The organism is Neisseriaceae bacterium CLB008, from assembly GCA_041228285.1.
Classification (GTDB): domain Bacteria; phylum Pseudomonadota; class Gammaproteobacteria; order Burkholderiales; family Neisseriaceae; genus JAGNPU01.
Map to the genome: position 1 here is coordinate 1,722,266 of CP166133.1, position 23,677 is coordinate 1,745,942.

The 23,677-nt window shown below is 52.9% G+C and carries 21 protein-coding genes, 7 tRNA genes and 1 riboswitch; of the genes, 13 read left to right on the forward strand and 15 right to left on the reverse strand.

Features of this window, described 5'->3' with window-relative positions; genetic code table 11:
- The first annotated feature begins 25 nt into the window (after nucleotides 1-25).
- The 7 genes from AB8Q18_07800 (at nucleotide 26) to fghA (ending at nucleotide 7,532) form a co-directional block, all read left to right on the forward strand.
- Complete coding sequence (locus AB8Q18_07800; protein XDZ50109.1) at nucleotides 26-640, forward strand: DUF1120 domain-containing protein; 615 nt, start codon at nucleotides 26-28, stop codon at nucleotides 638-640.
- Nucleotides 641-770: 130 nt separating this feature from the next.
- Nucleotides 771-1,406 (forward strand): hypothetical protein, encoded by a 636-nt coding sequence (locus AB8Q18_07805; GenBank protein XDZ50110.1) that lies wholly within the window; start codon nucleotides 771-773, stop codon nucleotides 1,404-1,406.
- 85 nt (nucleotides 1,407-1,491) lie between these two features.
- The gene (locus AB8Q18_07810) at nucleotides 1,492-3,924 is read left to right on the forward strand and encodes a fimbria/pilus outer membrane usher protein (protein XDZ50111.1); all 2,433 of its coding nucleotides are present in this window, start codon (nucleotides 1,492-1,494) and stop codon (nucleotides 3,922-3,924) included.
- Nucleotides 3,925-4,018: 94 nt separating this feature from the next.
- On the forward strand, nucleotides 4,019-4,747 hold the full coding sequence (locus AB8Q18_07815; protein ID XDZ50112.1) for a fimbria/pilus chaperone family protein: 729 nt from the start codon (nucleotides 4,019-4,021) through the stop codon (nucleotides 4,745-4,747).
- A gap of 110 nt (nucleotides 4,748-4,857) precedes the next feature.
- Nucleotides 4,858-4,902, forward strand: a riboswitch (PreQ1 riboswitch).
- A 3-nt stretch (nucleotides 4,903-4,905) separates the two neighbouring features.
- Nucleotides 4,906-5,391 (forward strand): preQ(1) synthase, encoded by a 486-nt coding sequence (queF, locus tag AB8Q18_07820; GenBank protein XDZ50113.1) that lies wholly within the window; start codon nucleotides 4,906-4,908, stop codon nucleotides 5,389-5,391.
- A 154-nt stretch (nucleotides 5,392-5,545) separates the two neighbouring features.
- Nucleotides 5,546-6,664, forward strand: a complete 1,119-nt coding sequence (locus AB8Q18_07825; GenBank protein XDZ52908.1) for an S-(hydroxymethyl)glutathione dehydrogenase/class III alcohol dehydrogenase — start codon at nucleotides 5,546-5,548, stop codon at nucleotides 6,662-6,664.
- 34 nt (nucleotides 6,665-6,698) lie between these two features.
- Nucleotides 6,699-7,532, forward strand: coding sequence for an S-formylglutathione hydrolase (gene fghA, locus AB8Q18_07830; protein ID XDZ52909.1), 834 nt, complete (start codon nucleotides 6,699-6,701; stop codon nucleotides 7,530-7,532).
- Between the two features lie 1,158 nt (nucleotides 7,533-8,690).
- Here fghA and AB8Q18_07835 read toward each other — a convergent pair.
- From AB8Q18_07835 to rnr, 8 genes are all read right to left on the reverse strand, one after another.
- A tRNA-Glu gene (locus AB8Q18_07835) sits at nucleotides 8,691-8,765 on the reverse strand.
- An 18-nt stretch (nucleotides 8,766-8,783) separates the two neighbouring features.
- Nucleotides 8,784-8,860 (reverse strand) — tRNA-Arg (locus AB8Q18_07840).
- A gap of 6 nt (nucleotides 8,861-8,866) precedes the next feature.
- Nucleotides 8,867-8,958 (reverse strand) — tRNA-Ser (locus tag AB8Q18_07845).
- 38 nt (nucleotides 8,959-8,996) lie between these two features.
- Nucleotides 8,997-9,071: transfer RNA gene (locus tag AB8Q18_07850), tRNA-Glu, on the reverse strand.
- A 72-nt stretch (nucleotides 9,072-9,143) separates the two neighbouring features.
- A tRNA-Glu gene (locus AB8Q18_07855) sits at nucleotides 9,144-9,218 on the reverse strand.
- A gap of 25 nt (nucleotides 9,219-9,243) precedes the next feature.
- Nucleotides 9,244-9,320: transfer RNA gene (locus AB8Q18_07860), tRNA-Arg, on the reverse strand.
- A gap of 5 nt (nucleotides 9,321-9,325) precedes the next feature.
- Nucleotides 9,326-9,417 (reverse strand) — tRNA-Ser (locus tag AB8Q18_07865).
- A 209-nt stretch (nucleotides 9,418-9,626) separates the two neighbouring features.
- On the reverse strand, nucleotides 9,627-12,083 hold the full coding sequence (gene rnr / locus AB8Q18_07870) for a ribonuclease R (GenBank protein XDZ50114.1): 2,457 nt from the start codon (nucleotides 12,081-12,083) through the stop codon (nucleotides 9,627-9,629).
- Nucleotides 12,084-12,751: 668 nt separating this feature from the next.
- Here rnr and AB8Q18_07875 point away from each other — a divergent pair.
- Both AB8Q18_07875 and AB8Q18_07880 read left to right on the forward strand, forming a co-directional pair.
- Nucleotides 12,752-13,363: an NAD(P)H-dependent oxidoreductase gene (locus AB8Q18_07875; GenBank protein XDZ50115.1), complete on the forward strand. Its 612-nt coding sequence runs from the start codon at nucleotides 12,752-12,754 to the stop codon at nucleotides 13,361-13,363.
- Between the two features lie 164 nt (nucleotides 13,364-13,527).
- Nucleotides 13,528-14,448, forward strand: coding sequence for an AEC family transporter (locus AB8Q18_07880; GenBank protein ID XDZ50116.1), 921 nt, complete (start codon nucleotides 13,528-13,530; stop codon nucleotides 14,446-14,448).
- 61 nt (nucleotides 14,449-14,509) lie between these two features.
- On the opposite strand, the gene AB8Q18_07885 is transcribed toward AB8Q18_07880, so the two are convergent.
- Entirely contained in the window at nucleotides 14,510-15,190 is a 681-nt protein-coding gene (locus AB8Q18_07885; GenBank protein ID XDZ50117.1) for a hypothetical protein, read from the reverse strand.
- 100 nt (nucleotides 15,191-15,290) lie between these two features.
- On the opposite strand from AB8Q18_07885, the gene AB8Q18_07890 reads away from it, so the two are divergent.
- Together AB8Q18_07890 and AB8Q18_07895 are read left to right on the forward strand one after the other, a co-directional pair.
- Nucleotides 15,291-15,650 carry an arsenate reductase gene (locus AB8Q18_07890; GenBank protein XDZ50118.1) on the forward strand — a complete coding sequence of 120 codons (360 nt, stop codon included), beginning with the start codon at nucleotides 15,291-15,293 and terminating at the stop codon, nucleotides 15,648-15,650.
- On the forward strand, nucleotides 15,647-16,369 hold the full coding sequence (locus AB8Q18_07895) for a UDP-2,3-diacylglucosamine diphosphatase (protein ID XDZ50119.1): 723 nt from the start codon (nucleotides 15,647-15,649) through the stop codon (nucleotides 16,367-16,369). Before AB8Q18_07890 ends, AB8Q18_07895 begins: the two co-directional genes overlap by 4 nt.
- A gap of 60 nt (nucleotides 16,370-16,429) precedes the next feature.
- Here AB8Q18_07895 and AB8Q18_07900 read toward each other — a convergent pair whose 3' ends face one another.
- The 6 genes from AB8Q18_07900 to trmB all read right to left on the reverse strand — a co-directional run bounded on the left by AB8Q18_07900 (nucleotide 16,430) and on the right by trmB (nucleotide 22,122).
- On the reverse strand, nucleotides 16,430-17,905 hold the full coding sequence (locus AB8Q18_07900) for a tripartite tricarboxylate transporter permease (GenBank protein XDZ50120.1): 1,476 nt from the start codon (nucleotides 17,903-17,905) through the stop codon (nucleotides 16,430-16,432).
- An 8-nt stretch (nucleotides 17,906-17,913) separates the two neighbouring features.
- A complete protein-coding gene (locus tag AB8Q18_07905) occupies nucleotides 17,914-18,378 on the reverse strand; it encodes a tripartite tricarboxylate transporter TctB family protein (protein ID XDZ50121.1) in 465 nt (154 codons plus the stop codon).
- Nucleotides 18,378-19,355: a tripartite tricarboxylate transporter substrate binding protein gene (locus AB8Q18_07910; GenBank protein ID XDZ50122.1), complete on the reverse strand. Its 978-nt coding sequence runs from the start codon at nucleotides 19,353-19,355 to the stop codon at nucleotides 18,378-18,380. The genes AB8Q18_07905 and AB8Q18_07910 overlap by 1 nt, the downstream gene beginning before the upstream one ends.
- Entirely contained in the window at nucleotides 19,352-20,227 is an 876-nt protein-coding gene (gene nadC / locus AB8Q18_07915; GenBank protein ID XDZ50123.1) for a carboxylating nicotinate-nucleotide diphosphorylase, read from the reverse strand. The genes AB8Q18_07910 and nadC overlap by 4 nt, the downstream gene beginning before the upstream one ends.
- Nucleotides 20,228-20,422: 195 nt before the next feature.
- Nucleotides 20,423-21,352, reverse strand: coding sequence for a hypothetical protein (locus tag AB8Q18_07920; protein ID XDZ52910.1), 930 nt, complete (start codon nucleotides 21,350-21,352; stop codon nucleotides 20,423-20,425).
- 26 nt (nucleotides 21,353-21,378) lie between these two features.
- Entirely contained in the window at nucleotides 21,379-22,122 is a 744-nt protein-coding gene (gene trmB / locus AB8Q18_07925) for a tRNA (guanosine(46)-N7)-methyltransferase TrmB (GenBank protein XDZ50124.1), read from the reverse strand.
- Between the two features lie 155 nt (nucleotides 22,123-22,277).
- Between trmB and AB8Q18_07930 the strand changes: the two genes are divergently transcribed.
- The gene (locus tag AB8Q18_07930) at nucleotides 22,278-23,285 is read left to right on the forward strand and encodes a 2Fe-2S iron-sulfur cluster-binding protein (protein ID XDZ50125.1); all 1,008 of its coding nucleotides are present in this window, start codon (nucleotides 22,278-22,280) and stop codon (nucleotides 23,283-23,285) included.
- Between the two features lie 208 nt (nucleotides 23,286-23,493).
- Nucleotides 23,494-23,640 carry a DUF3149 domain-containing protein gene (locus AB8Q18_07935; GenBank protein ID XDZ50126.1) on the forward strand — a complete coding sequence of 49 codons (147 nt, stop codon included), beginning with the start codon at nucleotides 23,494-23,496 and terminating at the stop codon, nucleotides 23,638-23,640.
- Nucleotides 23,641-23,677: the final 37 nt, after the last annotated feature.

Consider the following 23,677-nt stretch of genomic DNA (forward strand, 5'->3'; position numbering starts at 1 on the left):
GATGATGAAGCGCACGCTGAACACTATGAGCCTCATAATCGCAACTTTCGTGGCGATGCCAACGGCTCAAGCGGCCCCGCCAACCGCCGAGCTGACGGTCCATGGCGAAATGGTGGTCCCCTCGTGCACGGTGGCGGCGGCTGACGATGGTGTTTATGATCTGGGTAAGATTTCGGCCACGCTCATTAAGCCCAACGCCGATACCCAGCTGACGCCAATGAGCAAGCATTGGACCATTAGCTGCGATGCCGATACCTACCTCACGCTCACGCCCACCGACCATCGTGCCGACTCATCAACCAATAGCGCCAGTGGCTATTATGGTCTTGGCAATATTAACGGCAGCGGTAAAATCGGCACCTATTATGTTGAAATGGCCAACGGCACCGTAGACGGTACGCCAACCAGCCTTTTTACCACCTCATCCAGCGCCATCGCCCCCAAAGCCACCACTTACATCCATAAGGGCTATGTCAGTGGCTGGGCCGCTGGCACCAACCGTCTGCAAAACGGCCGCGTTTTTGGGGCGAACTTAATCATTTACCCCACACTGGCTTCTTCTAGCATGATGCAAGGCTCGATCACTGAGGACAGCAATATTGACGGTGCGATGACCTTGAATTTCGCTTTTGGTATTTAGCTCATTGCCACGATTGAATTCGGCATAAATTACCGCCATAATGCCTGAGGGCCTCCTAAGCTTTACCCCTTTTTACATCAGCTTAACAAATATATTTACAGGGCATTAAACAAACCAAGGCAAATTAATCATGCACCTCTCTATTCGTTTACTGACCATGCTGTGGGCTTTAACCCTATTTGCCCCTGAGGCCTATGCGCTATCGCCACTGACCCCGCACAGCCAAGATGCCGGTCATGACCAGCACTGCACCGTTTCGTCACCCAACGACGGCGGCTATAGCGTCGGGCGGCTCTCAGGCTCCTTATTAAAAGCCAACGCCAATACACCTTTGGCGCCGATCAATAAGGTCTGGCACATCAGCTGCGACGCCGAAACCTATTTAACCTTTAGTACCGTAGACAATCGCGCCAGCAGCGCCAGTACGCCAGGCTTGGGCCACTACGGCCTCGGTCAAGTAAACGGCAGCGGTAAAATCGGCTTTTATCGGGTCACCATGAAAAACGCCACCGTTGACGGCGACCCCACCCGTCTATTCAGCACTAACAGCACCGCGTTTAACGTCGTGTCTTCCCTGACTTTGACCACCACCCATCGCGCCATTGGCTGGGCCAACGCCAATAATGTGCAAAAAAGTGGCCGAGTTTTTACCGCGGAATTAGAAGTGCTGCCGACGTTGGCGTCTGTGGCACAAATGAATGGCCCGATTACCGATCGCACCCTAATTGATGGCTCCATGAGCCTCAACTTTGCCTTTGGTATTTAACCCTGCCGATGTTGGGTTAGAGCAGGCCATCTTTAAACAAGAAACTAAAACAGCTTCATTAACTTATTCCATAGGCGAACACACTTTGTTCTCTTTACGATCACCCCTTACGCCATCACTTACCTGCTCGGCATTGCTGCTGGCAGGGACGGCCTATGCCGATAATAAAGGCTTCGACACCAAAACGCTCGAAGCCTTGGGCTACAGTACGGAGGTGGCGGAATTTTTTAATCGTGAAGCCCGTTTTTTACCCGGAAAAAACAATGTCACCTTGGTCGTGAATGCGGCCAACGTTTACCAAACTGAAGCGACCTTCGACCAAGAGGGACAGCTGTGCCTAGATGCAGCACTTTTGAACACGCTAAAGCTTCGCCCCAGCCCACACGGTAGCCAATGCCTGCCGGTGACCACGCTTTGGCCCACGGCCAGCGTTAAGGCCTATCCCGGCCAATTTCGGGTTGAACTCATGCTGCCCGAAACCGCATTTGATCCAGCCAAAGCCAATGACCACATTGAAACCGGTGGCCATGCTCTGTTGCTTAACTATAATATCTACGCGCAAAAGATCAGCAGTAAAAATAGCGACTTTAATTTTGTGCAAGGCCGGCTAGAACCCGGCATTAACTTCAAGAACTGGATCATCCGCAACCGCAGCAACTTCACCCGTGGCCTCGACAACGACGAATTTCGCTCAGAAGAACTGTACGCGGCTCACACGTTTGAGGCGATTAAGTCCATGGTCAAAATTGGCCAATTCAGCAGCCGCAGTGAAGCCTTCTCAGGCCTGCCCATTCGTGGCCTAGAGCTACACAGCGACAGCGCACAAACCCAATCGTCTGAACTGATTGTGCCTATAGAAGGCATGGCCAACACCAATGCCACCATTGAGGTTCGTCAGCGCGGCCGCTTAATTTATCGCACCATCGTGCCCTCAGGCCCCTTCTCTTTACGCAATGTCAGCAATTTCATCAACGGCCTACCGGCTGAAGTAACGGTATTAGAAGAAGATGGGCATCGCCACCAGTTTAGCGTGGCCAGCGCCATGGATGCCAACAGCTATCAAGAAGCCACTACTTATCAAGTGGCACTGGGCCGCTACCACAACCCAATTCAGGCCATCGACGACGAGCCCAACCATACGCCGTTACTCGGCATGGGCGAAGTCGCCTTCAGCCCAACGGCCAGACAGCGCTACACCACGGCCGCATTGTTTGCCAACGACTACCAAAGCTTGGTGGCTAAAGGCAGCTATACCAGCCCTCTAGGCCATTGGATCAGCGCTGGCCTCAACGTCGCCCATGCCAAGCGGCCAAGCAACTGGCGCCATTCCTCTGCTCAAGCCTTGTTTAACGCCGATCGCCAAAAAGGCGCGCAAGCTGATGTTCAAGGCCAGATCAGCCTGCTCTCTAACCTTAACGCCTCGCTGTCGGCACTGTATCGCACGCCGGACTTTTTAAGCCCTGACGAGGCCTTTGGTGGCTACGTCTGGCAAACAGCAGAAGACGGTGAGTCTAAGCTGCGCTATGCAGCCAGCGCCTCGCTGACCTGGTCACACCCTCGTTTCGGCGCCTTCTCCTATGTGGCCACCCAGAATCGCTACCACGAACACGGCGGCAGCGACTTGACCCATATGTTGTCCAGCAATCATCGCTGGGGACGGGCTTCATTCAATTTCAGCGTCCAAAAAACGTCTTTGGGCACCAAGTCAGCCTACGCCAGCCTCAGCCTACCTTTAGGACGCGGCACATTCAGCAGCCGTGCTCAATACGTTGGTGAAGAGTTGACCTTGGGCAGTACCTATCAAGGTCAGCTCGGCAACAATCATGGCTACACCATTGGTGCCACAAAATCAGACCAGCAGCAGCGCTATAATGCGTCGCTGAATATGAACACTTCGTTGACTCAGCTCACCGCCAGTGCCTCGACCAACAATACCGACAGCCGCTCAATGTCGCTGACCGCTAGCGGCGCCCTGGCCTACGCCAACCAAACCTTTGCCACTTCGTCACAACCTATTGGCGACACCTTTGCCCTAATTAAAGTGCCCAAACAAAGTAACTTAAAGGTTCAGGCATCTGGCGCCAGCGGCACGCTCACCAATCCTTTTGGCACCGCGATTTTGCCCAGAATTCAGCCCTACAGCCAAGTATTGGCCCAAATTGACACCAAGACCTTGCCGCTGAACGTCCGCCTGAGCAGCACCACGACAGATTTACTATTGGCGCGCGGCACCGTCGCCACCAAAACCTTTACCGTCACCGAAACCCGACAGCTGTTGCTGTCTATCCGCACACCGGATGGTCAAGCCATCTCAACCGGCGCCAGCGTGTTGAATATGGCGGGGCAGTTTTTAAGCACTGTTGTTGGCGACGGCAATGTCATGTTGATCAATGATGACATTGGCCAGCCGATACGAATTAAGGCGGCCAACATCAGCGAATGCGTGGTGGAATATGAAACGCCGAAGCAATTTAACCCCAACGCCACCTACGAAGAAACGGCAGCAGTGTGTCGCTAATGTTACCTAGCCCTATGCCAGACAAGCGCTTATTTTGACAAATATATTGATAAGTGATTACATTCAAATAAACCCTATGACCCAAGGAATAGCCATGATTCACACTCTCTCCAAACAGGCATCACGCAGCAGCTTAGGCCAACGTTTACGCGCCCGTGCGCGCTTCGCGTTGTTCGCCACCTTAAGCATGATGTTCTGTACTACCGCACAGGCTTCTTTCCAACTAGAAAGCACCGGCATCATCCTGCCCGAGTCGGAAAAGCGCGTCAGCTTCAACATCCAAAACATCTCTTCCGCCCCCATCTTATTGGTGACCAAGCTGATTGATTTAGACGGCAAAGATTACAGCAAGCGCATCTTGATCTCGCCCCCCATCACCCGCATCGACGCAGGCCAAAGCCAACAGGTTAACTTTGTGTTGAAGGACGGCCCTAAGCTCACCGAGGAAGTCTTGCTCAAAGCCGCTTTTGAAGGCGTCAGCCAAGCCGCAGAAAATACCGCTAAAATGCCGGTGCGCCAAGACATTGGCTTTCTGATTCAGCCAGCCGCCGTAGCCCAAAACAAAACACCTTGGGAAGGCCTACGCTTCAGCGTGGCCCAAAACCAGCTCACCATCAGCAACCCGAGCAAGCACGTCATCCGTATGGCGCCACAGGTCACGCTACAGCCCGGTAATAAAACCGTACCGCTGACCAACTTTTATTTATTGCCAGGCCAAAGCGAGCAGATCAGCATCAGCACCCCACCCACGTCAGTGACCGTTATTCCCTTAAGCCGCTATGGCTTCAAGCTACCAGACGTCACCTTACCAGTGAATCCATAAGCCCATCTGTTTGCCGCACGCTGCCCGCCTATATGGCGGGCAGCGTCATTTGTCTTCTCTCTACCCTCGGCCCCCACGCCTGCCTTTTCCCGTATAATGGAGCCTCATTTCCCTTTGTGGTTCGAAATCCTCCCACTTAAAAAAACTAAGGACTCCTCATGCGTCAAGCCGAAGATTTAACCAGCCTTACCCTATTAGGCGATCAAAAAGTCGCCTACCCAACCACTTATGCCCCCGAGATTCTGGAAGCCTTTCCCAATAAGCATCCCCATAACGATTATTTCGTTAAGTTTACCTGCCCAGAATTCACCAGCCTGTGCCCAATGACCGGCCAGCCTGATTTCGCCAATATTTACATCTCCTACATCCCAGGCGAAAAGATGGTCGAAAGCAAATCACTCAAGCTCTATCTATTTAGCTTTCGCAACCACGGCGACTTTCACGAAGACTGCATCAACATCATCATGAAAGATTTAATTCAGCTAATGGACCCCAAATACATTGAAGTATGGGGCATTTTCACCCCTCGCGGCGGCATTGCCATCCATCCCTACGCCAATCATGGCCGCCCCCAAACCGAATGGGCCGACATGGCCAAGCAGCGTTTATTTAGCCATGACCGCCAGCCTTGGCAACACCCTTAAACCAAGCGTTCCAGCAGAACACAACGAACTTTAAGGCTGTGGTAGACTGTCTGCATTTGACCGTGCGCTCACGCGCCCGTTAGGCTCAGTCCTATTCGGGCTTGGCCGCCACGCCCCCTATTGTTAGCCCCTTTACAGGAGTTTCTCTATGAACATGATCAAAACCCGTGCCGCCGTTGCTTGGGGCCCAAACCAACCCCTGACCATTGAAGAAGTAGACTTAATGCCGCCACAAAAAGGCGAAGTTCTGGTGCGCATCGTGGCCTCTGGCGTTTGCCACACCGATGCCTACACTCTATCAGGTGAAGACCCTGAAGGCGTGTTCCCAACCATTTTAGGCCACGAAGGCGGCGGCGTGGTTGAAGCCATTGGCGAAGGCGTCACCAGCGTGGCCGTGGGCGATCACGTGATTCCGCTGTACACGCCAGAATGCGGCGAATGTAAATTCTGTACCTCGGGTAAAACCAATTTATGCCAAGCCATTCGTACGACCCAAGGTAAAGGCTTAATGCCAGACGGCACCACTCGTTTTTCCAAGAACGGTCAACCGATCTACCATTACATGGGCACCTCAACCTTTTCTGAATACACTGTGATTCCTGAGATTTCCCTAGCCAAAATCAATAAAGAAGCCCCGCTAGAAGAAGTATGTCTATTAGGCTGTGGCGTGACCACCGGCATGGGCGCTGTGATGAACACAGCCAAGGTTAAAAAAGGCGACACCGTGGCGATCTTCGGCCTCGGCGGCATTGGCCTATCGGCCATCATCGGTGCCCAAATGGCTGGCGCCAGCCGCATCATCGGCATCGACATCAATGAAAGCAAGTTTGACTTAGCTAAAAAGCTAGGTGCGACCGATTTAATCAACCCCAAAGACCATGCAGAGCCGATTCAAGACGTGATCGTGGCGCTCACCGATGGCGGCGTAGACTATTCGTTTGAGTGCATTGGCAACGTCGACGTCATGCGTTCGGCGCTAGAGTGCTGTCACAAAGGCTGGGGCGAATCTGTCATCATCGGCGTGGCCGGTGCCGGCAAAGAAATCAGCACCCGCCCCTTCCAATTAGTGACCGGCCGCGTGTGGCGTGGCTCAGCCTTCGGCGGCGTTAAAGGCCGCAGTGAGCTACCAGGCATCGTCGAGCGCTACTTAGCGGGCGAATTCCCATTGAACGATTTTATTACCCACACCATGGGCCTAGACGGCATCAACGAAGCATTCGACTTGATGCACGAAGGCAAGTCGATTCGTTCAGTGATTCATTTTGACAAATAAGCCATTCAAAGGAGACAGTGAGATGAGTCACGCCATTGAACGCATCGAAGCGCACCAAATGTTTGGCGGGCAGCAATTACGCTGTCGCCATACATCCAGTAGCCTAAAATGCGCCATGACTTTCAGCATTTTTCTGCCACCGCAGTATGAACAACAGGCCGAGCTACCAGTATTGTATTGGCTATCAGGCCTGACCTGTACCGATGAGAACTTCACCCACAAAGCAGGCGCCCAGCGCATAGCCGCTGAGCTAGGCTTGATTTTGGTGATGCCCGACACCAGTCCGCGTGGTGAAGGCGTGCCCAACGATGAGGGCTACGATCTAGGCCAAGGCGCGGGCTTTTACGTCAACGCCACGCAAGCACCGTGGTCGGAACATTTCAAAATGTTTGACTACGTTGCCGAAGAGCTCCCGAGCGTGATCAAGGCCAACTTTAAGGCCGGCCCTAAGCAATCCATCAGCGGCCACTCTATGGGCGGTCACGGTGCGATTATGATGGCCTTACGCCATCCTCTACGCTACGCTTCGGTGTCTGCTTTTGCGCCCATCGTCAACCCGGCCGATGTCCCTTGGGGCCGTAAAGCCTTTACGGCCTATTTGGGCAGCGACGAAAGCGCATGGATGGCCTACGACAGCTGTGCGCTGTTAAGCAGCAGCGGCCACAAGCTGCCGATGCTCATCGATCAAGGTGAAGCAGATGGCTTTATGCCGGAACAGCTCCAGCCTCAGGCGTTTGCCGACATTGCCAAAAGCCATAATTGGCCGATCACGGTGCGCCTACAGCCGGGCTACGATCACAGCTACTACTTCATCGCGACCTTTATTGAAGATCACCTGCGCTTTCATGCCCAGCATTTAGCCAAATAGACTCGTAACGATTCCTACCCGCCCGACCCTAGTGGTCGGGCTTTTTATTGGCTTTTCAACGCATCAATCAATAAACCATGGTTTGCTTTATACCACTTTTGACATCTCTGCCGATGTTAAAATCACCCCTAATGCTTCGGTTATATCGCTATTGATTAAAGGTTGCCTTTCGCCTGTAGGCGACATACTTTCTTTTGGGTGGCCAAAAGAAAGTACGCAAAGAAAAGGCCACCCCTGCTTATTCGCCCCCTTCTCTGAAGGGGGTTCCCTCGGCGGAACCTATTGGCCCAGCGCGTGCAAAAGTGGCGCCCTCCTATAAAAGCGCGGTCGGCCGCCACAAGCGTCTTGCCCGCTTCATCTGGTCCAATAGAACCCGTCTCGGCGACTAAAAGGGGACGGGTACTTCACTGAGGGGCTGAGGTGGTGAGATGAAATTAATATTAGTAAATCCACACACTTTAAACTCAAACCTAAAGGGTTATTTTTAGATAATTAAACATAATGTTTTATCTTTTTCTTTGTAAAAGCTGAAACATCATCCAACTAACTCTAAGCTCACCGCGTATCCCTTTAAGTGAAGTGCCGTCCCCTTTTTAGCCGCCGAGGCGGTTCGTGCAGGGCCGGGGTTCTTGAGGCAAGCATGGCTTCTTGCCGCCGGCACTGTGCGAGCCAACGAGGGCACCCGTGTAGCAGGCGGATCGCAACGGGCATCATAAAGTGGGGTGTTTTTTCTTTGCTTCGTTTCTTTTGGACATCCAAAAGTTGGACGTCGCCCAGAGGGCGAAACAAAACGATTAATCAATAGCGAAATAACCGAAGCATTATGAAATGAATGATTAAATACGGTGGGCACGCTGCGCTTTACACCACCCTACAAGCGGTCAGCAAACCATGATTTATCACTGCTGTAGAGCGAGTAAAGCGAAGCCTGCCCATCACTCCAATATGACAACACGCCAAAATCAAAAAACCGCGTGGGTCACGACCCACCCTACGACTCAACGGTAAGCGTCGTAGTCGTTAAAGAATATTTCGAGGATGAATACCGCAAACCATGGTTGGTTAATATGGGTCAGGGCGCAGCCCACCCCACGGCTTTTAACCATGACTACAGACGCAAAAAAGCTCAATCCGAAGATTGAGCTTTTTTGGTATCACTGGTACGCCCACGGGGAATCGAACCCCGGCTGCCGCCGTGAAAGGGCGGTGTCCTAACCGCTAGACGATGAGCGCAATGTACAACTAATTGGGTGGCGCACCCGGAGCGATTCGAACGCCCGACCCTCTGGTTCGTAGCCAGATACTCTATCCAACTGAGCTACGGGTGCGCTGATTGGCGGAGAAGAAGAGATTCGAACTCTCGATACAGTTTAACCCATATGCACCCTTAGCAGGGGTGTGCCTTCGACCACTCGGCCACTTCTCCAACCTAGCAAAAACCTAGTTACCTAAGTTCTTAATGCTTGGTACGCCCACGGGGAATCGAACCCCGGCTGCCGCCGTGAAAGGGCGGTGTCCTAACCGCTAGACGATGAGCGCATTAAATCTATTACTGCTTAACTTCTGGGAAAAAATAGCTCAATCCGAAGATTGAGCTAGATTTAACAATACTGGTACGCCCACGGGGAATCGAACCCCGGCTGCCGCCGTGAAAGGGCGGTGTCCTAACCGCTAGACGATGAGCGCATATTCCCAAACAATGAACCTATAGTGGCGCACCCGGAGCGATTCGAACGCCCGACCCTCTGGTTCGTAGCCAGATACTCTATCCAACTGAGCTACGGGTGCGGCTATGGCGGAGAAGAAGAGATTCGAACTCTCGATACAGTTTAACCCGTATGCACCCTTAGCAGGGGTGTGCCTTCGACCACTCGGCCACTTCTCCGTTTAGGAAGTCGCCATAATAACGACTGGGCGATTTACTGTCAAGCCCTTATCTGACAATATTTTTGAAATATCCAATAACCTATTGCGATGCCTGTTATTATTCCAATCACCTATTTGAAAATGGCGCCACAGCCCACCCTATCCCCTCACTAAAAAAGCCAGAGCAACCGCTCTGGCTTAGGTTAAATCGTATGCCCAAAACCGTGATTACGCTTTTTTAACGGTTTTTTTCTTGGCGCTGGCGATGGCCTGACGTTTTTGTGCCTTGGGCTTGGTTTTACCCTTGGTATTCGCCTTAGGCGCCTGCGATGCTACCGCCTTAGGGCCTTTAGGCGCGCCAGAGCGCTTGCGGCGAGACGATTTAGGCTGCTCATCGGTTGGGGCGCCGGGCTTACCGTCGGAGCCGCCCCGCCTGCCTCCTTGGCGTTTAGCAGGCTTGCCTTTTTTACCGGGCAAGGCATCGTCATTAACAAACGGAGCCTTGTCTTTACCCTTGCCGACCTCACCTCCAGAAATCAGCACCAAATCAATGCGGCTAGTATCTAAGTCAGCTTTAGCTACTTTGACCACCACTTTACTAGACAAGCTAAAACGAACCTTGGTGCGCTCACCTTCGATCGCCATGATTTCAGGGCGGTAGTTAAAGTAGTCTTGGCCCAAATCACTGATGTGGACCATGCCCTCAACGTAAATGTCGTCTAAGGTCACAAACAGGCCAAATTGGGCCATGCCGGTGATGGTGCCTTCAAACACTTCACCAACCTTATCTTTCATGTAATAGGTTTTGAGCCAGTTTTCTACGTCGCGGCTAGCGTCGTCGGCGCGGCGCTCGGCCATCGAGCAGTGCACGCCTAAAGACTGCCAAGACTTAGGCTTATACTGTTCACCTTTCAATACCGCTTTAATCGCACGATGAACGGTTAAGTCTGGGTAGCGACGAATCGGTGAAGTAAAATGAGTATAAGCCTCATAGGCCAAGCCAAAGTGACCTTCATTTTTCGGTTCGTAAATCGCTTGCTGCATCGAACGCAACATCATCACCTGCAACACAGACTGATCGGGGCGCCCCTTAAACTGCTCAAATAATTTAGCATAATCTTTAGGTTTAGGATCATCACCTCCGCCTAAAGACAGGCCGGTCAAAGCCAACTGCTCACGTAAGGCGGCCAACTTCTCTGGGTTCGGGCCTAAATGGCTGCGGTACAGGGCTGGGTGCTTGTGTTCCAACAAGAACTGGGCCGCACACACGTTGGCCGCCAGCATACACTCTTCGATCAGGCGGTGGGCTTCATTACGCACCACCGGCACAATGCGCTCAATTTTGCCATCATCGTTAAAGATCATTTGGGTTTCGGTGCTTTCAAACTCCATCGCACCGCGCGCATGACGGTTACGCAGCAACAGCTTGAATAGACCATACAGCGTGTCGATTTCGGTTTTCAAACTGTGCTCGGTACCGGCTTCGATCCAGTCCCACACCTGGGTGTAGGTTAGGCGCGCCTTAGAATTCATCACCGCAGGATAAAAACGATAAGACTTCATCATGCCTTCGCGATCAAACTGAATGTCGCACACCATGCACAGGCGATCCACCTCGGGATTGAGTGAGCAAATGCCGTTAGACAAAGCTTCTGGCAACATGGGGATCACGCGTCGTGGGAAATACACGCTGGTGCCGCGCTCTTCAGCGTCAGCATCCAAACCATTGCCGGGGGTAACATAGTGACTCACGTCGGCAATGGCCACCACCAAACGATAGCCGTCGGCATTTTTCGCGGCGTAAACCGCATCGTCAAAGTCGCGTGCGGTTTCGCCATCAATGGTCACCAACGGCAGGTCACGCAAATCTTCGCGGCCTTTCAGGTCTAGCTTACGTACGGCTTTGGGAATTTTTTTGGTTGCGGCCAAACATTCAGCGCTGAACTCATGCGGCAGATGATGCTTGCGTACGGCAATCTCAATTTCCATGCCTGAGTCGCCATAATCGCCCAAGATTTCTTTCACTTGACCAATGCCCGGACGGTTGGCTTCAGGATAGCTGATCATCTCCACCACCACCACTTGGCCATCTTCGGCCTGACGCTCACCGCCAGGAGTTAAGATGATGTCTTGCGTGAGACGCTTGTCTTCTGGCGCCACGCCGTACACGCCACGGTCAAAGTACAGGCGACCCACTACTTCACTGTGCGCACGCTGAACAATGTCTAGCACGCGGCCTTCCCGACGACCGCGACGGTCTAAGCCAGCAGGACGAACGGTGACGATGTCGCCATGCATGAGCCCACGCATTTGGCGTTCATACAGAACGAAATCGCCCTCACCCGTCGGCGTCAGCGGCACGGCAAAACCAAAGCCATCCTTATGGGCTTCGATACGGCACTGCGCCAAGGCCAGCTTTTCGGCCACGCACACCAGGCCGCGGCGGTTGATGTACACCTGGCCATCGCGGACCATGGCGCCAATACGGCGTTCAAAAAAAGCATACTCTTCTTCGGTAATGCCCAGTTTTTCGGCCAAGTCGGCCACGGCTGTCGGTACACCAGCCTCTTCTAATAGTTGGATGACCCATTCGCGGCTAGGCAATGGGGCTTCATATTTTTGGCGCTCACGTTCTAAAAACGGATCTTGCGCTCTTAAATGGGTATTGTTCTTATTTTTAGTCATTAACTTTCTCAGTTACGGTTATTCTTAAAATTTATGCGCCCTATAGCTGGTTAAGCCAGCAAATCAAGGAACACATACTGAAACTATGGGCATTAAGCCCAGGAGGCAACCGACGCCACGCGCGGCGGTTTGGCATTCATCTGGCTGAAGCACGAATAGATGGCAACGGATATGATGGCTCGAAAACGTGCTCAGGCTAGCCATTTCTTGGTCGGCATCCCAAAACAATATCGTGTCTGAAACCAATAACTTTGATGATTTTATATTAGCATTTAAAAGATACATTCACATAGTGAAATATATATGACGGGACGCAGAAGAAATGGTGTGTTAAAAAACATAAAGACAGGCTTTAGAAGCCCATTATAAGCTTAAGTTCCACCAAAACACCATACACAACGGCCACAAGCCGTAAATTAACGGCCTCAGCCCTCATCAATCAGCCACAATGCATAAGAGACTCTACCGAGCTTCAGATCCACCAACAGAGCAACCCAACGTTGACAATCCCTAGCCATAGCTAGCCAAAAACCAAAAAATACTGATTTAAATCAAACGGTCACATCAACACCCATCCAGACCAAAATCATTGCATCATAAAAAAATATGTCGTAGGATGGATTCAGTGCATCTTACTTTTATTTACAATAATTTAAAGGAATCACGCCATGGCCACTAAAATGTTAATTGTCTTTTACAGCGCAACCGGCAGCAATACTCAGCTGGCGAAATGGGCCCAAGTGGCCGGCGAAGCAGCCGGTGCCGAAGTACGCCTACGCAAGGTTCATGAACTGGCGCCTGCCGCAGCCATCGACAGCAACCCTTTATGGCGTAAAAACACCGACGCCACCGCCAACATTCCCGAAGCCAGCGGCACAGATTTAGAATGGGCCGACGCCATCGTGTTCTCTGCCCCTTCGCGCTTTGGCATCATGGCCAGCCAGATGAAGCAGTTTTTAGACCTACAAGGTGGCCTATGGGCCCAAGGCAAGCTGGCGAATAAATTTGTGACCGCCCTCTCAACGGCGCAAAACCCCAACGGCGGTCAAGAGCACGTCATTCACAGTATTTATACCGTGATGCAACACTGGGGCGCCATCATTGTGCCCGCAGGCTACGTCAACACCAGCACGTTTGCCGCGGGCGGCAACCCCTACGGCACCAGCGCCACCATTGATGGTGAGGGCGTGATGCAACATGCTACCGCAGTTAAGGCGGCCACCACCGACCAAATCAAGCGCCTATTAAGCATTACCAGCGCCTATCTTAACGGTCAGTAAATCGATACCCTGACAGCCAAAGCAAAGGCTTAGCCTTTGCTTTTTTCATGCCCGCGGCCATCACCCTCCTCAGACCAGCAAGCAGTTAAGGCTATAACTCTCAGGCCAACAGGCCTATAATCAGCCCATAAAACCAATATGCCCATCTTACAAAAGAGCCTGATATGCTGTTTACCGTCTTAGCCGTACTGCCCACTTTCTTTCAAATCGCCCTAGGCTTTATCTTAAAAAGAAACTTCATCACCGATGGTTTTTTTTGGCATGGCGCCGAGCGCCTCACCTATTACCTACTGTTCCCCTCTCTATTAATCATGAGCATCAGCCAGGCTGATTTTGCCGTCAGCAACATTAAGCTCATCATTGTACTGACCCTTGTGGCCACCGCCACCATTGGGCTGTGCGCCCTAGCCAGCCAGCGGCTGTTTAAGTTTCCCCTACCCACGCTGAGCTCCATTTTCCAAGGCGCCACTCGCTTTAATACCTTTATGTTCATCAGCCTCAGCGGCTCTTTACTCGGCGCGGAAGGCTTAGCGCTTTCTGGTATTTTTCTCGCCTACTGCATTATTTTCGCCAACATCACCAGCGTCATGGTCCTCAGTAAATGCTGCGACAGTAAAAAGCAGTCTCTCTTAACCTTGTTACTGACGCTGGTTAAAAACCCCTTAATCGTCGGCTCAGCCATCGGCCTCTTTCTGGCCACCTTCGAGCTGAGCCTACCCAAAGTATTAAGCCTGTTCCTGAGCCAAATTGGCGCCGCTGCCACCCCCCTAAGCCTATTGGCCGTCGGCGCTGGACTCACCATCCGCGTCAATATGCAGCAGCTGACCGCCATCACTTTGGCAGGCGCACTCAAACTATTGGCCTTGCCTATGGTTTTATGGGTACTCTTAAGCCTCGCCGGACTCAGCGGCACAGCAGCGCAAGTGGCGATTATTTTTGCTGCCCTACCTACGGCAGGCAATGCCTACATTTTGGCCAAGCAGATGGGCGGCGACGACCAAAGCATGGCCAGCATGGTGACGTGGTCAACGGTATGCTCTATCGTCACCATCCCCGTTGTGCTCATGCTGTTTAGCCTCCAATAAGCGGCCACAAAAAAACCGATGCCTAAGCGCATCGGTTTTTTAATGTCTTGCCACTAGTGACTTATTTATTCAACTTATAAAATTGGCGACTATCTTGCCATACCTTGTCCGCATACACCAAAGTCGTACGCGACACTTGGCCGGGGGCAATTTGCTGGGCCAGCTGCTGATTGCCTGCTGCCGCCAGCGCTTCAGCCCAGGGGACCATAATAAACTCTGGTTCGTAGCTAATATGCACTAAATAGCGGCCCTTAGGCGTTTTCTCGATGGCGTCTTCGCGCATCAAAATGCGCTTTACCTGCTCATGGCCCATGCAAAACAGGTCGCCAAAGCGTGAGTCGTACACATAGGAACGGCCTTTATCCGTCAACTGATAAACCTGGGCAGCGACCACCCCTCGCTCGCCTGACGAACGAAACACCACATCCTCAACAAAGGGGGCATAAATCCCCGCCGCCACCAAAGCCTGCATTTGTTTAAAGGCAGCCACCTGCTCCTTAGCCACGCCCTGGGGCAGAGCCACTTTGACAATAGGCTCGCCCAACATTCCCTGTACACCAGGGCTAAGCTCACCATCAGGCTCAGTGAGAGATAAGGGCATACAGACAGACTTTTCCTTTAAAAAACCATCGATCACTTGCTGCAATACTTCATTACTGGCGTCGGTCTCATCTTCGCCGCAACCACCCAGCCCCAGCATTAATGTCAACACACCGGCAGCCACAGATAATTTTTTTAACATATCTCACGAAACTATAGTAAAAATTCAGTTAAAAGGAAGGGTCGGCAATCTCGCGCAAATTCGCTACAATAGCCACAAACCATTCATAGGAGCCTACCACATGACCACCCTCTATGGCATTCCCAACTGTAGCACCGTCAAGAAAGCCCGCACGTGGCTGGACGAACAATCCCATCTTTATACGTTTGTTGATTTCAAAAAACAAGCGCCCACTGCTGATTTGATTGCCACTTGGCTCAAAGACGTCCCCTTAGCCACCCTCATCAATAAGCGTGGCACCACGTGGCGCAAACTCAGCGCCGAAGAGCAGGCCAGCGCCGAAGACGTCAACGCCGCCACCGCCTTAATGATGGCTCATCCCTCCATCATCAAGCGTCCGGTTTTGGTGCACAACCAACATGCCCAAGTGGGCTTCAGTGAAGAAGCGTACGCTCAAACCTTCGAAAAGGCCGGCGCATGACCCAAACCATCATGATTGCGGACCTACACCTCGCCGCCGACACCCCAGAGCTTAACGCCCTATTTGCCCAAAAACTGCAAGACTGGCAAGGCCAGATCGACGCCTTATATATTTTGGGCGATTTATTCGACGCCTGGATTGGCGACGATGACGACAGTCCTTTCATTCAGAGCCAGCTACAGCTGCTGCATGCGTTTAGCCAACACACGCCGCTTTACGTCATGCGCGGCAACCGCGACTTCTTATTTGGGGCTGATTTTGCCCAAACCACTGGCGCAACCTTACTGGAAGAGCCGCACCAAGTCAGCCTCTATGGCCGTCGCTATGTCTTGTGCCACGGCGACAGCCTATGCACCGACGATTTAGCCTATCAGCAGTTCCGCCTACAGGCGCGCAATCCACAATGGCAGGCCATGATCCTCAGCAAATCCTTGGCCGAACGCCGCGTTTTGGCGGCGCAGATTCGCCAAATGTCGGAAGGCGCAAAGGCCGACAACGGCAAAACGGCCATCTCGGATGCAACCGAAGCCGGGATACAAGCACTGATGAGCCAATACCCTAGCGCCGACCTCATCCATGGCCACACGCATCGTCCTGATGCGCATCAACACGTGGTCAATGGCGAAACCCTATGCCGCTTTGTCATTCAAGACTGGTACGGCCACGAAGGGGGCTATTTGCAGATTGACGCAGACGGCGTACACGCCAAAGCGCTCTAAATAAACCGTACAAAAAACCGCCTCTCGGCGGTTTTTTTAGCTTGATCAATACCGTCACGATTAACGGCCACGTCGAAACATCAGCCACATCGTCAGTATGCACAGCGCCAACAGCGCTAATGCCAGCGGGCGAGTCACAAACACTGAAAATGAGCCTTCCGACAGCAAAAGCGCCCGACGCAGGTGCTCTTCTAACAGCGGTCCCAAAATAAAGCCCAACAGCAAAGGCGCCACTTCACACTGAAACAGCCGCATCAAATAACCCAATACGCCAAACGCCAACAACCAATACACGTCGGCCACTTGACCATTTAAGGCATACACACCGAAGGTTGAAAACACCAGAATCAACGGAAATAAGAGCGGATAAGGCAAGCGCAACAGCTTTACCCAAAGGCCAATCAAAGGCAAATTCAGCACCAACAAAATCACGTTCCCCACCCACATCGACGCAATCAAGCCCCAAAATAGCTCTGGGTGCTGCACCATTAGGTTGGGCCCCGGCTGTATGTGGTGTACGGTCAATGCCCCGACCATCAAAGCCACCACCACGCCACCGGGAATCCCTAAGGTCAACAGCGGAATTAACGAGGTTTGTGCCGAAGCATTATTGGCAGCCTCCGGAGCGGCCAAGCCGGCAGGATGACCCGTACCCAAAAGGTGGCGGTTCGGATTCACGCGCTTCTCCATGGTGTAGGCCGCGAATGAGGCAATGGTGGCGCCAATGCCCGGCAGCACCCCCAAGACAATTCCCAACACCGTCCCCCTAGCCGCCGCCGGTGCCGCTTGACGCACCTCGGTGCGATTGGGATAGCATGAGCGCAAAGGCAAAGGCGGTATGGCTTCAGCTGGACCATGCTTGGTCACCAGCTGCTGAATCACTTCAGCCAAACCAAACAAACCCATGGCCACCACCGCCACATCAAAACCATCTTGCAGCGACAGTAGGCCTAGATCAAAACGGCGCATGCCCGTTTGCTCATCCATGCCCACGGTACTGAGCAATAGGCCCAACAGCGTCATGCCCAAGGTTTTGGCCCAGTGCCCATTGGCAAACGTCATCGCCCCAATCAGACCCAGCAGCATCAACAGGCAATATTCCGCCGAACCAAACAGCAAGGCCACCTTAGCTAGGCTTGGCGACAGCAGCAACATGGCTAAAGTGGCCGCACAGCCACCCAAAAAAGAGCTCAGCGCGGCAATCGCCAGCGCCGAACCCGCACGCCCATTCTTAGCCATCTGATGGCCGTCAAACGTTGACACGGCCGCCGAACTTTCGCCCGGCACGCCCAACAAAACCGCCGACGTATTGCCGCCATATTGGGCGCCGTAGTAAATGCCTGCCAGCATGATGATGCCGGCCACAGGCGACAGCACATAGGTCAGCGGCAGCAGCATCGCAATCACCGACATTGTGCCAATACCCGGCAATACGCCCACCACAGTGCCCAACAGGCAGCCGATAAAGCCATAAAACAAATTTTCAGGCTCGGTCGCAACCTTCAACCCAAAAATCAATGCATCCCAAGCGTTCATCCCATCTCCTAAGCCTGTCCAGGCCACAGTGGGACATTCAACTGCAACACCCACACCACCAAAGCCCATAGTGCCAGCAGCGTCAACACCAATAAGCCCAGCAAACGGCGCCAGCCTAAATCGGGGTAAAATAGCCGGCTCCCCAGCAGCAGCAACCCCACCGCCGGCAACAGGCCAAGATAATAAAGTGCCCCACCATAGGCTAAAAACAGGCTAGACAGCTTCAGCAACACCCCCCAAGCAATGCTCGGGCGAACCGCGACCGGATGGGTAGTGCGGCCCACTTGATACAACAACACCAAACCACAGGCCAAAAGGCCTAGCGCCACAAAAAAAGGCAAAAAACCCGACCCCATACGCGCCGCCGTGCCCATATGCAGCGTCGACAGCGCCGCCACAGCATAAGCACCGCCCAGCGCCACAAACGTCAGGCCCACCACAAAATCGCGCCGATGCAGCTGTGTCAGTGCCATTACACACGCCCTGCTGAACGCTGCTTTTGCGCTTCTTGGTTAAAATACTGCGTCTGCTGTTGTACTAACTGCTGAAATGCATCCGCCGCCATCACACTGACCGTAAATCCAAGCGGCCGCAGGCGCTCTTGCATGGCCTCATCACCCACGCTGGCCAATAACGCTTGGCTCAAAGCTTTTTGCGTCTCCTCAGCCACATCAGCAGGCACAAAAAAACCATACCACTGATCGAGGCTCACCTCGGATGCCAACCACTGCGACTGCACAGGCACCTCTGGTAGCCAGGGCGAGGGCTCGGCAGCGGTCACGCCCAAAGCCCGCACCTTACCCGCTTGAATCATCGGCAAAGCACTGGATTCCGTCACCATCCCCACCGCCACCTGAGCGCTGACCACATCAATCAGGGCGGGCGCACAGCCTTTATAAGGCACATGTTTCAATCCTGCTGCATCTTGCGCCTCCAAAGCCATGCCCATCCAGTGCTGCGGTGTGCCGATGCCGCATGAGGCATAAAACACCGTTTGCTGCTGCGCCGCTTGCAACACGTCGGCCACGCTGTGAAACGGTGAATTTTGCGGCACAATCAACACCGAAGAAGACAAAGCCACCTGCCCCAAAGCGACCAAAGGTGACGGCTTAGCCGCCTGCTCTGGCGCCAAAACGGCTGGACTCATTACCTGAGAGCTGTTATTAAACAAAATCGTATAGCCATCGTGGGGCGCACTCAATACCTGCTGTTCGGCAATCTGACCACTGGCACCGGCTAGGTTCTTCACCACCACAGCCTGACCCCAAGATTCAGATAGCTTAGGCGCCAGCTGGCGCGCCAAGGCGTCGGTACCGCCACCCGGTGGAAACGGCACCACCAGCGTCACGCTGCGGCTAGGAAATGCCGACGCAGATTCATCAGAGCTAGGCTGACAGCCTGCCAACAGGCCCAGGCCCACTAACGCCATTATTGAGATCACGCGTTTCATTTCGCCTCCTCGCCATCATCCAGCACGTCAAAACCAATATCCAACGCTTTGCTGCTGTGGGTTAACCAGCCCATAGCCATAAAATCTACGCCAGTTTGGGCCACAGCCACCGCCTGCTCCGGCGTAATGCCGCCCGAGGCCTCAGTACGCGCCTTGCCCGCACACAGCTGAACCGCCGTTTTCATGTCAGCCAAACTCATATTGTCCAACAGAACCAAGTCCACGCCGATGGCTAGCGCTTGCTGTAGCTGAGCTAGGGTATCGACTTCGATTTCAACTGGAATCAAATGGCCGGCATAGGCTTTAGCCGCCTGTAGCGCTGGCGCAAGCCCGCCCGCCAACGCAATGTGGTTGTCTTTAATCAGTATGGCATCGTCTAAGCCCATGCGGTGGTTGCGGCCACCGCCCATCCTAACGGCGTATTTTTGCAGCATGCGTAAGCCGGGTATGGTTTTACGGGTACAGGTCAGCACCGTCCCGAACGGCTCAATCGCCGCCACGATCAGCGCCGTCTGGCTGGCAATGCCGCTGAGGTGGGTCATAAAATTCAAGGCCGTGCGCTCCGCCGTTAACAAGGCTTGAGCAGACCCGCTCACTACCGCCAGCACCTGTCCCGCTTCGATGGCGTCGCCGTCGGCCACTTGCGCCTGAAACACGCTCTGGGCCGATACGGTTTGAAACGTTAACCGCGCCAAACCCAAACCAGCTACCACGCCCGCTTGGCGCGTCACCAAATGCAGCGTCGCCTGACGGGTAGCTGCCACCGTGGCTTGGCTGGTAACGTCCCCGCGGCGTCCTAAATCTTCTTGCAGGGCCGCATTGATCAGCGGCTGTAGCAGGCTGTCTGGCAGCCCTATTTCCTGTTGTGGCACACGCTTCTCCTTTATACTAATACTCCTAATGAGCATTTAATTAATACTCTAGTAGAGCATTAATTAAATGAAGCGCAAATCATAAGAGCCCCACCACAGACTGTCAAGCAAAAATCAAGCCCAAACGCAAAAATCCCTCATGCGAATACATGAGGGATTCTGATCCATCTAGCGCCACTAAACGCGACACCAGCCTTATTTAGAGACCGGTAGTTTACTGCCGGACATCAGTCGCTCCAGCAAGACGTTTTCCTTAAATCGATACAGCTGGGCCGGCCGACCACGCTCCTGCGCCGCCATCGCCCCAGTGGGCTCGATGAGGTTTTGATGCGCCATCAAGCGGCGAAAGTTCTGCTTGTGTAAGCCCATGCCCGCCAGCGCCTCAACGTTTTGCTGTAGCTGTAGCAAGGTAAACTCAGGCGGCATCAGCTCAAACACCACCGGACGATATTTAATTTTGGCGCGCAGTCGCGCCATAGCCGTAGCCAACACCCGTCGATGATCGTGCCACATCGAACGCCCCAGCAGAATGGTTAAAGCATCGGCCGTTTGGGCCACGTAAACTGATGACTCAGGCACCAGGCCCGCCTCGTACAATAATTCATAGCGCTGCAACACATACTCATCGTTCCAAGAGCTGCCCGCCTCTGCAAAGCACATCGCCACTCGCTGAGCGCGATACTGGCGCTGCGCGGGCTCCTTTGCCTGCGCCACCCACCGCCCCAACTGTGGCAGTAGCTGTGTATCCAGCCACACAGGGCGACCTTCGCGATGATCTTCCCAAGGAAAGTAATCATACCAAGCCTGCCATGTCGCCTGCTCGTCTAAACTTTCAGCCGCCTCACGCACCAAACCCAGATAGCTGACGTACACCACGCAATGACCCGCCTCGGTGAGTCGCTGCGTGTCGGCAAAGGTATACAGCTGCTCCACATAACCCAAAGGATGGTGGGTCTGAGAAGCCACCCACGCACGCACGCCGGCCTGCAAGGAACGATGGATGGGCGATAGTGGGCCACTGGGTAAAGCGCGCCCCTGAGCCACCGTCAACACCTTCGCCACACCTTGCGTGACCGCCACCAGCACCGCCACCAGTTCGGTCGCGCCAGCAGCGGATGCGGCCATGGTTGGGCTCTGATGTGCGTCGGTCATTAGGCCACTCGCTTAAATACCAAATCCCACACGCCATGACCCAGCTTCAAGCCTCGCGCTTCAAACTTGGTTAAGGGGCGATAGGCCGGTTTTTCAGCATAATCAACAGCCGTATTGGCTAAGCCAGGATGCTCATTCAGCACCGCCAGCATTTGCTCAGCGTATTCAGCCCAGTCAGTGGCTAAATGAATATAGCCGCCAATTTTTAAGCGCGGCACCAGCTTCTGAATAAAGGGCAGCTGGATCAGGCGGCGCTTATTGTGACGTTTTTTATGCCAAGGGTCGGGGAAGAAAATATGAATGCCGTCCAAGCTTTCTGGCGCCAACATTTGCTCTACCACCTCAACCGCATCGTGACGCATCACCTTTAAATTCGTCAGCTGCGCCTCATCAATTAGCTTCAATAGATTGCCCACGCCGGGGCCATGCACTTCCACACCCAAAAAATCACGCTCTGGCTGAACGCTGGCAATTTGGGCGGTGGCAGTGCCCATGCCAAAACCAATTTCCAAAATTTTTGGGGCGCTGCGGCCAAACGTGTCGTCAAGACTAACGAACTGGTCTTGATAAGCCACCCCATACAAAGGCATAAAGGTATCAATGGCACGCTGCTGCGACGGCGACAAATGGCCTTGACGCAGCACGAAGCTCTTAATGCTGCGTTTATGTAACACTTCGGCCTCAGCGTTAGCGTCTGAATCCACGGCGGTGGCCGCTGTATTTAATGGGTCTGTCTGGCTCATGCTCGGTAAACTTTGAAAAACAAAAAAAGCAATTATAAGTGATCAGTCAGGCTACGCCAATCTATTCTCTCCCAAGCGCACCCGAACAGCCTCAATCAGCGCGTACTTTCATGTTAGAATAAGCACTTTAATCCTTTTTTCGGTCAGCCCCATTCATGAGCACCATCACCCTCACCCCCAGCAACATCAGTTTTGATACTCTACCCAACGAACCGGTTTTAATGGCCGCCAAACGGCAAAATTTAAACCTCCCCCACTCTTGTCAAAGCGGTAACTGCGGCGCCTGCAAGGCCACCGTCGTGTCTGGTTCGTTCAATATGGGCGACTACAAAGAACGCGCCCTATCGGCCGAAGAACGCACTCAAGGCAAAGTCTTGCTGTGCCAAACCACGGCCACAGAAGACATGGTCGTGTCCATGCCAGAATTTTTAGGCGCCGACGCCCCTCAGGTTAAAACCTTCCCAGTACGGGTGAAAGCCATTGACATTCGTGCCGACGTGGCCGTACTGCAATTGGCGCTTCCAGCCAACAACCAGTTTACCTTCTGGCCTGGCCAGTATTTAGATGTTTTACTTAAAGATAACCAAACTCGTAGTTATTCCATTGCCACGGCCCCATCGCAGAGCGAATTTATCGAACTACACATTCGCCAGCAACCAGATGGTTTATTCTCCAATATTGTGTTTGGGGGCTTGCAAGAAAAAGCCATATTTAGAGTCAAAGCACCCCTTGGCACCTTCACTTTAGCCAAGGACAGCCATAAACCAAAAATTTTCATGGCGACAGGAACAGGTTTTGCGCCGATAAAAAGTATGTTACAATCATTAATTGATACTAGTATAAATGAAAAAATCACGGTATATTGGGGGGCAAGATCGTTGAACGGCCTGTATGATTTAGCCGCAGCTCAAGCCCTAATCGCCCAACTGCCTAATGCCACCTTGATTCCGGTACTGTCACAAGCCCCAGAAACCGACGCTTGGCAAGGTAGAACAGGCTATATACAAGATGCCGTCTTGACAGATTTTACTGATTTAAGCGATTATGAAGTCTATGCCTGTGGTTCGCCGAGTATGATTGAAGCAGCACAGCTTAAACTAACTGTTGAAGGTAAACTGGCCACCGACGCTTTTTATGCGGATGCCTTTACCCCCAGCGTGTAATACCCCAGCCTGCCCCAATAAGGCCAGCAATACCGCATCCGCATACTGTGTGTGATGCGATTTTTATAAACGTTTTCAGCTAAAGCGTTCGCTTGATTCAAATCAAAGCGCTTTATTTTTAAAACCTTATAATGACAGTATTGAAGGACCAAAGCAGATCGATCCGCGCCTTATTGAACACAATCTAATCCTAGTAAGGGAGATGGGCATGGCAGCTTGGCAACATTTATTTCAAACTGATTTTGGCGTTATGAGCTTAATTACAATTGCCATAACCTTTTTAATTCCTGTCGTCGTGGGCATTGGCTTTATTGTAAAAGTACGCAAAGCCACCCCACCTGAGGGCGAAGAGTAGTAGTATAGCGAAAAGTTTCCTCTTGATGTGTGTGTTT

Excerpts from the sequence above, each read along its gene's own strand:
- AB8Q18_07880 (XDZ50116.1), top strand. The coding sequence starts at position 13,528 with ATGCTGTTTACCGTCTTAGCCGTACTGCCCACTTTCTTTCAAATCGCC.
- AB8Q18_07920 (XDZ52910.1), bottom strand. The coding sequence starts at position 21,352 with ATGGCCGCATCCGCTGCTGGCGCGACCGAACTGGTGGCGGTGCTGGTG.
- AB8Q18_07815 (XDZ50112.1), top strand. The coding sequence starts at position 4,019 with ATGATTCACACTCTCTCCAAACAGGCATCACGCAGCAGCTTAGGCCAA.
- AB8Q18_07800 (XDZ50109.1), top strand. The coding sequence starts at position 26 with ATGAGCCTCATAATCGCAACTTTCGTGGCGATGCCAACGGCTCAAGCG.
- AB8Q18_07825 (XDZ52908.1), top strand. The coding sequence starts at position 5,546 with ATGATCAAAACCCGTGCCGCCGTTGCTTGGGGCCCAAACCAACCCCTG.
- AB8Q18_07905 (XDZ50121.1), bottom strand. The coding sequence starts at position 18,378 with ATGGCACTGACACAGCTGCATCGGCGCGATTTTGTGGTGGGCCTGACG.
- rnr (XDZ50114.1), bottom strand. The coding sequence starts at position 12,083 with ATGACTAAAAATAAGAACAATACCCATTTAAGAGCGCAAGATCCGTTT.
- AB8Q18_07930 (XDZ50125.1), top strand. The coding sequence starts at position 22,278 with ATGAGCACCATCACCCTCACCCCCAGCAACATCAGTTTTGATACTCTA.
- AB8Q18_07900 (XDZ50120.1), bottom strand. The coding sequence starts at position 17,905 with ATGAACGCTTGGGATGCATTGATTTTTGGGTTGAAGGTTGCGACCGAG.
- trmB (XDZ50124.1), bottom strand. The coding sequence starts at position 22,122 with ATGAGCCAGACAGACCCATTAAATACAGCGGCCACCGCCGTGGATTCA.
- AB8Q18_07935 (XDZ50126.1), top strand. The coding sequence starts at position 23,494 with ATGGCAGCTTGGCAACATTTATTTCAAACTGATTTTGGCGTTATGAGC.
- queF (XDZ50113.1), top strand. The coding sequence starts at position 4,906 with ATGCGTCAAGCCGAAGATTTAACCAGCCTTACCCTATTAGGCGATCAA.
- AB8Q18_07875 (XDZ50115.1), top strand. The coding sequence starts at position 12,752 with ATGGCCACTAAAATGTTAATTGTCTTTTACAGCGCAACCGGCAGCAAT.
- AB8Q18_07890 (XDZ50118.1), top strand. The coding sequence starts at position 15,291 with ATGACCACCCTCTATGGCATTCCCAACTGTAGCACCGTCAAGAAAGCC.
- AB8Q18_07895 (XDZ50119.1), top strand. The coding sequence starts at position 15,647 with ATGACCCAAACCATCATGATTGCGGACCTACACCTCGCCGCCGACACC.
- AB8Q18_07910 (XDZ50122.1), bottom strand. The coding sequence starts at position 19,355 with ATGAAACGCGTGATCTCAATAATGGCGTTAGTGGGCCTGGGCCTGTTG.
- AB8Q18_07885 (XDZ50117.1), bottom strand. The coding sequence starts at position 15,190 with ATGTTAAAAAAATTATCTGTGGCTGCCGGTGTGTTGACATTAATGCTG.
- AB8Q18_07805 (XDZ50110.1), top strand. The coding sequence starts at position 771 with ATGCACCTCTCTATTCGTTTACTGACCATGCTGTGGGCTTTAACCCTA.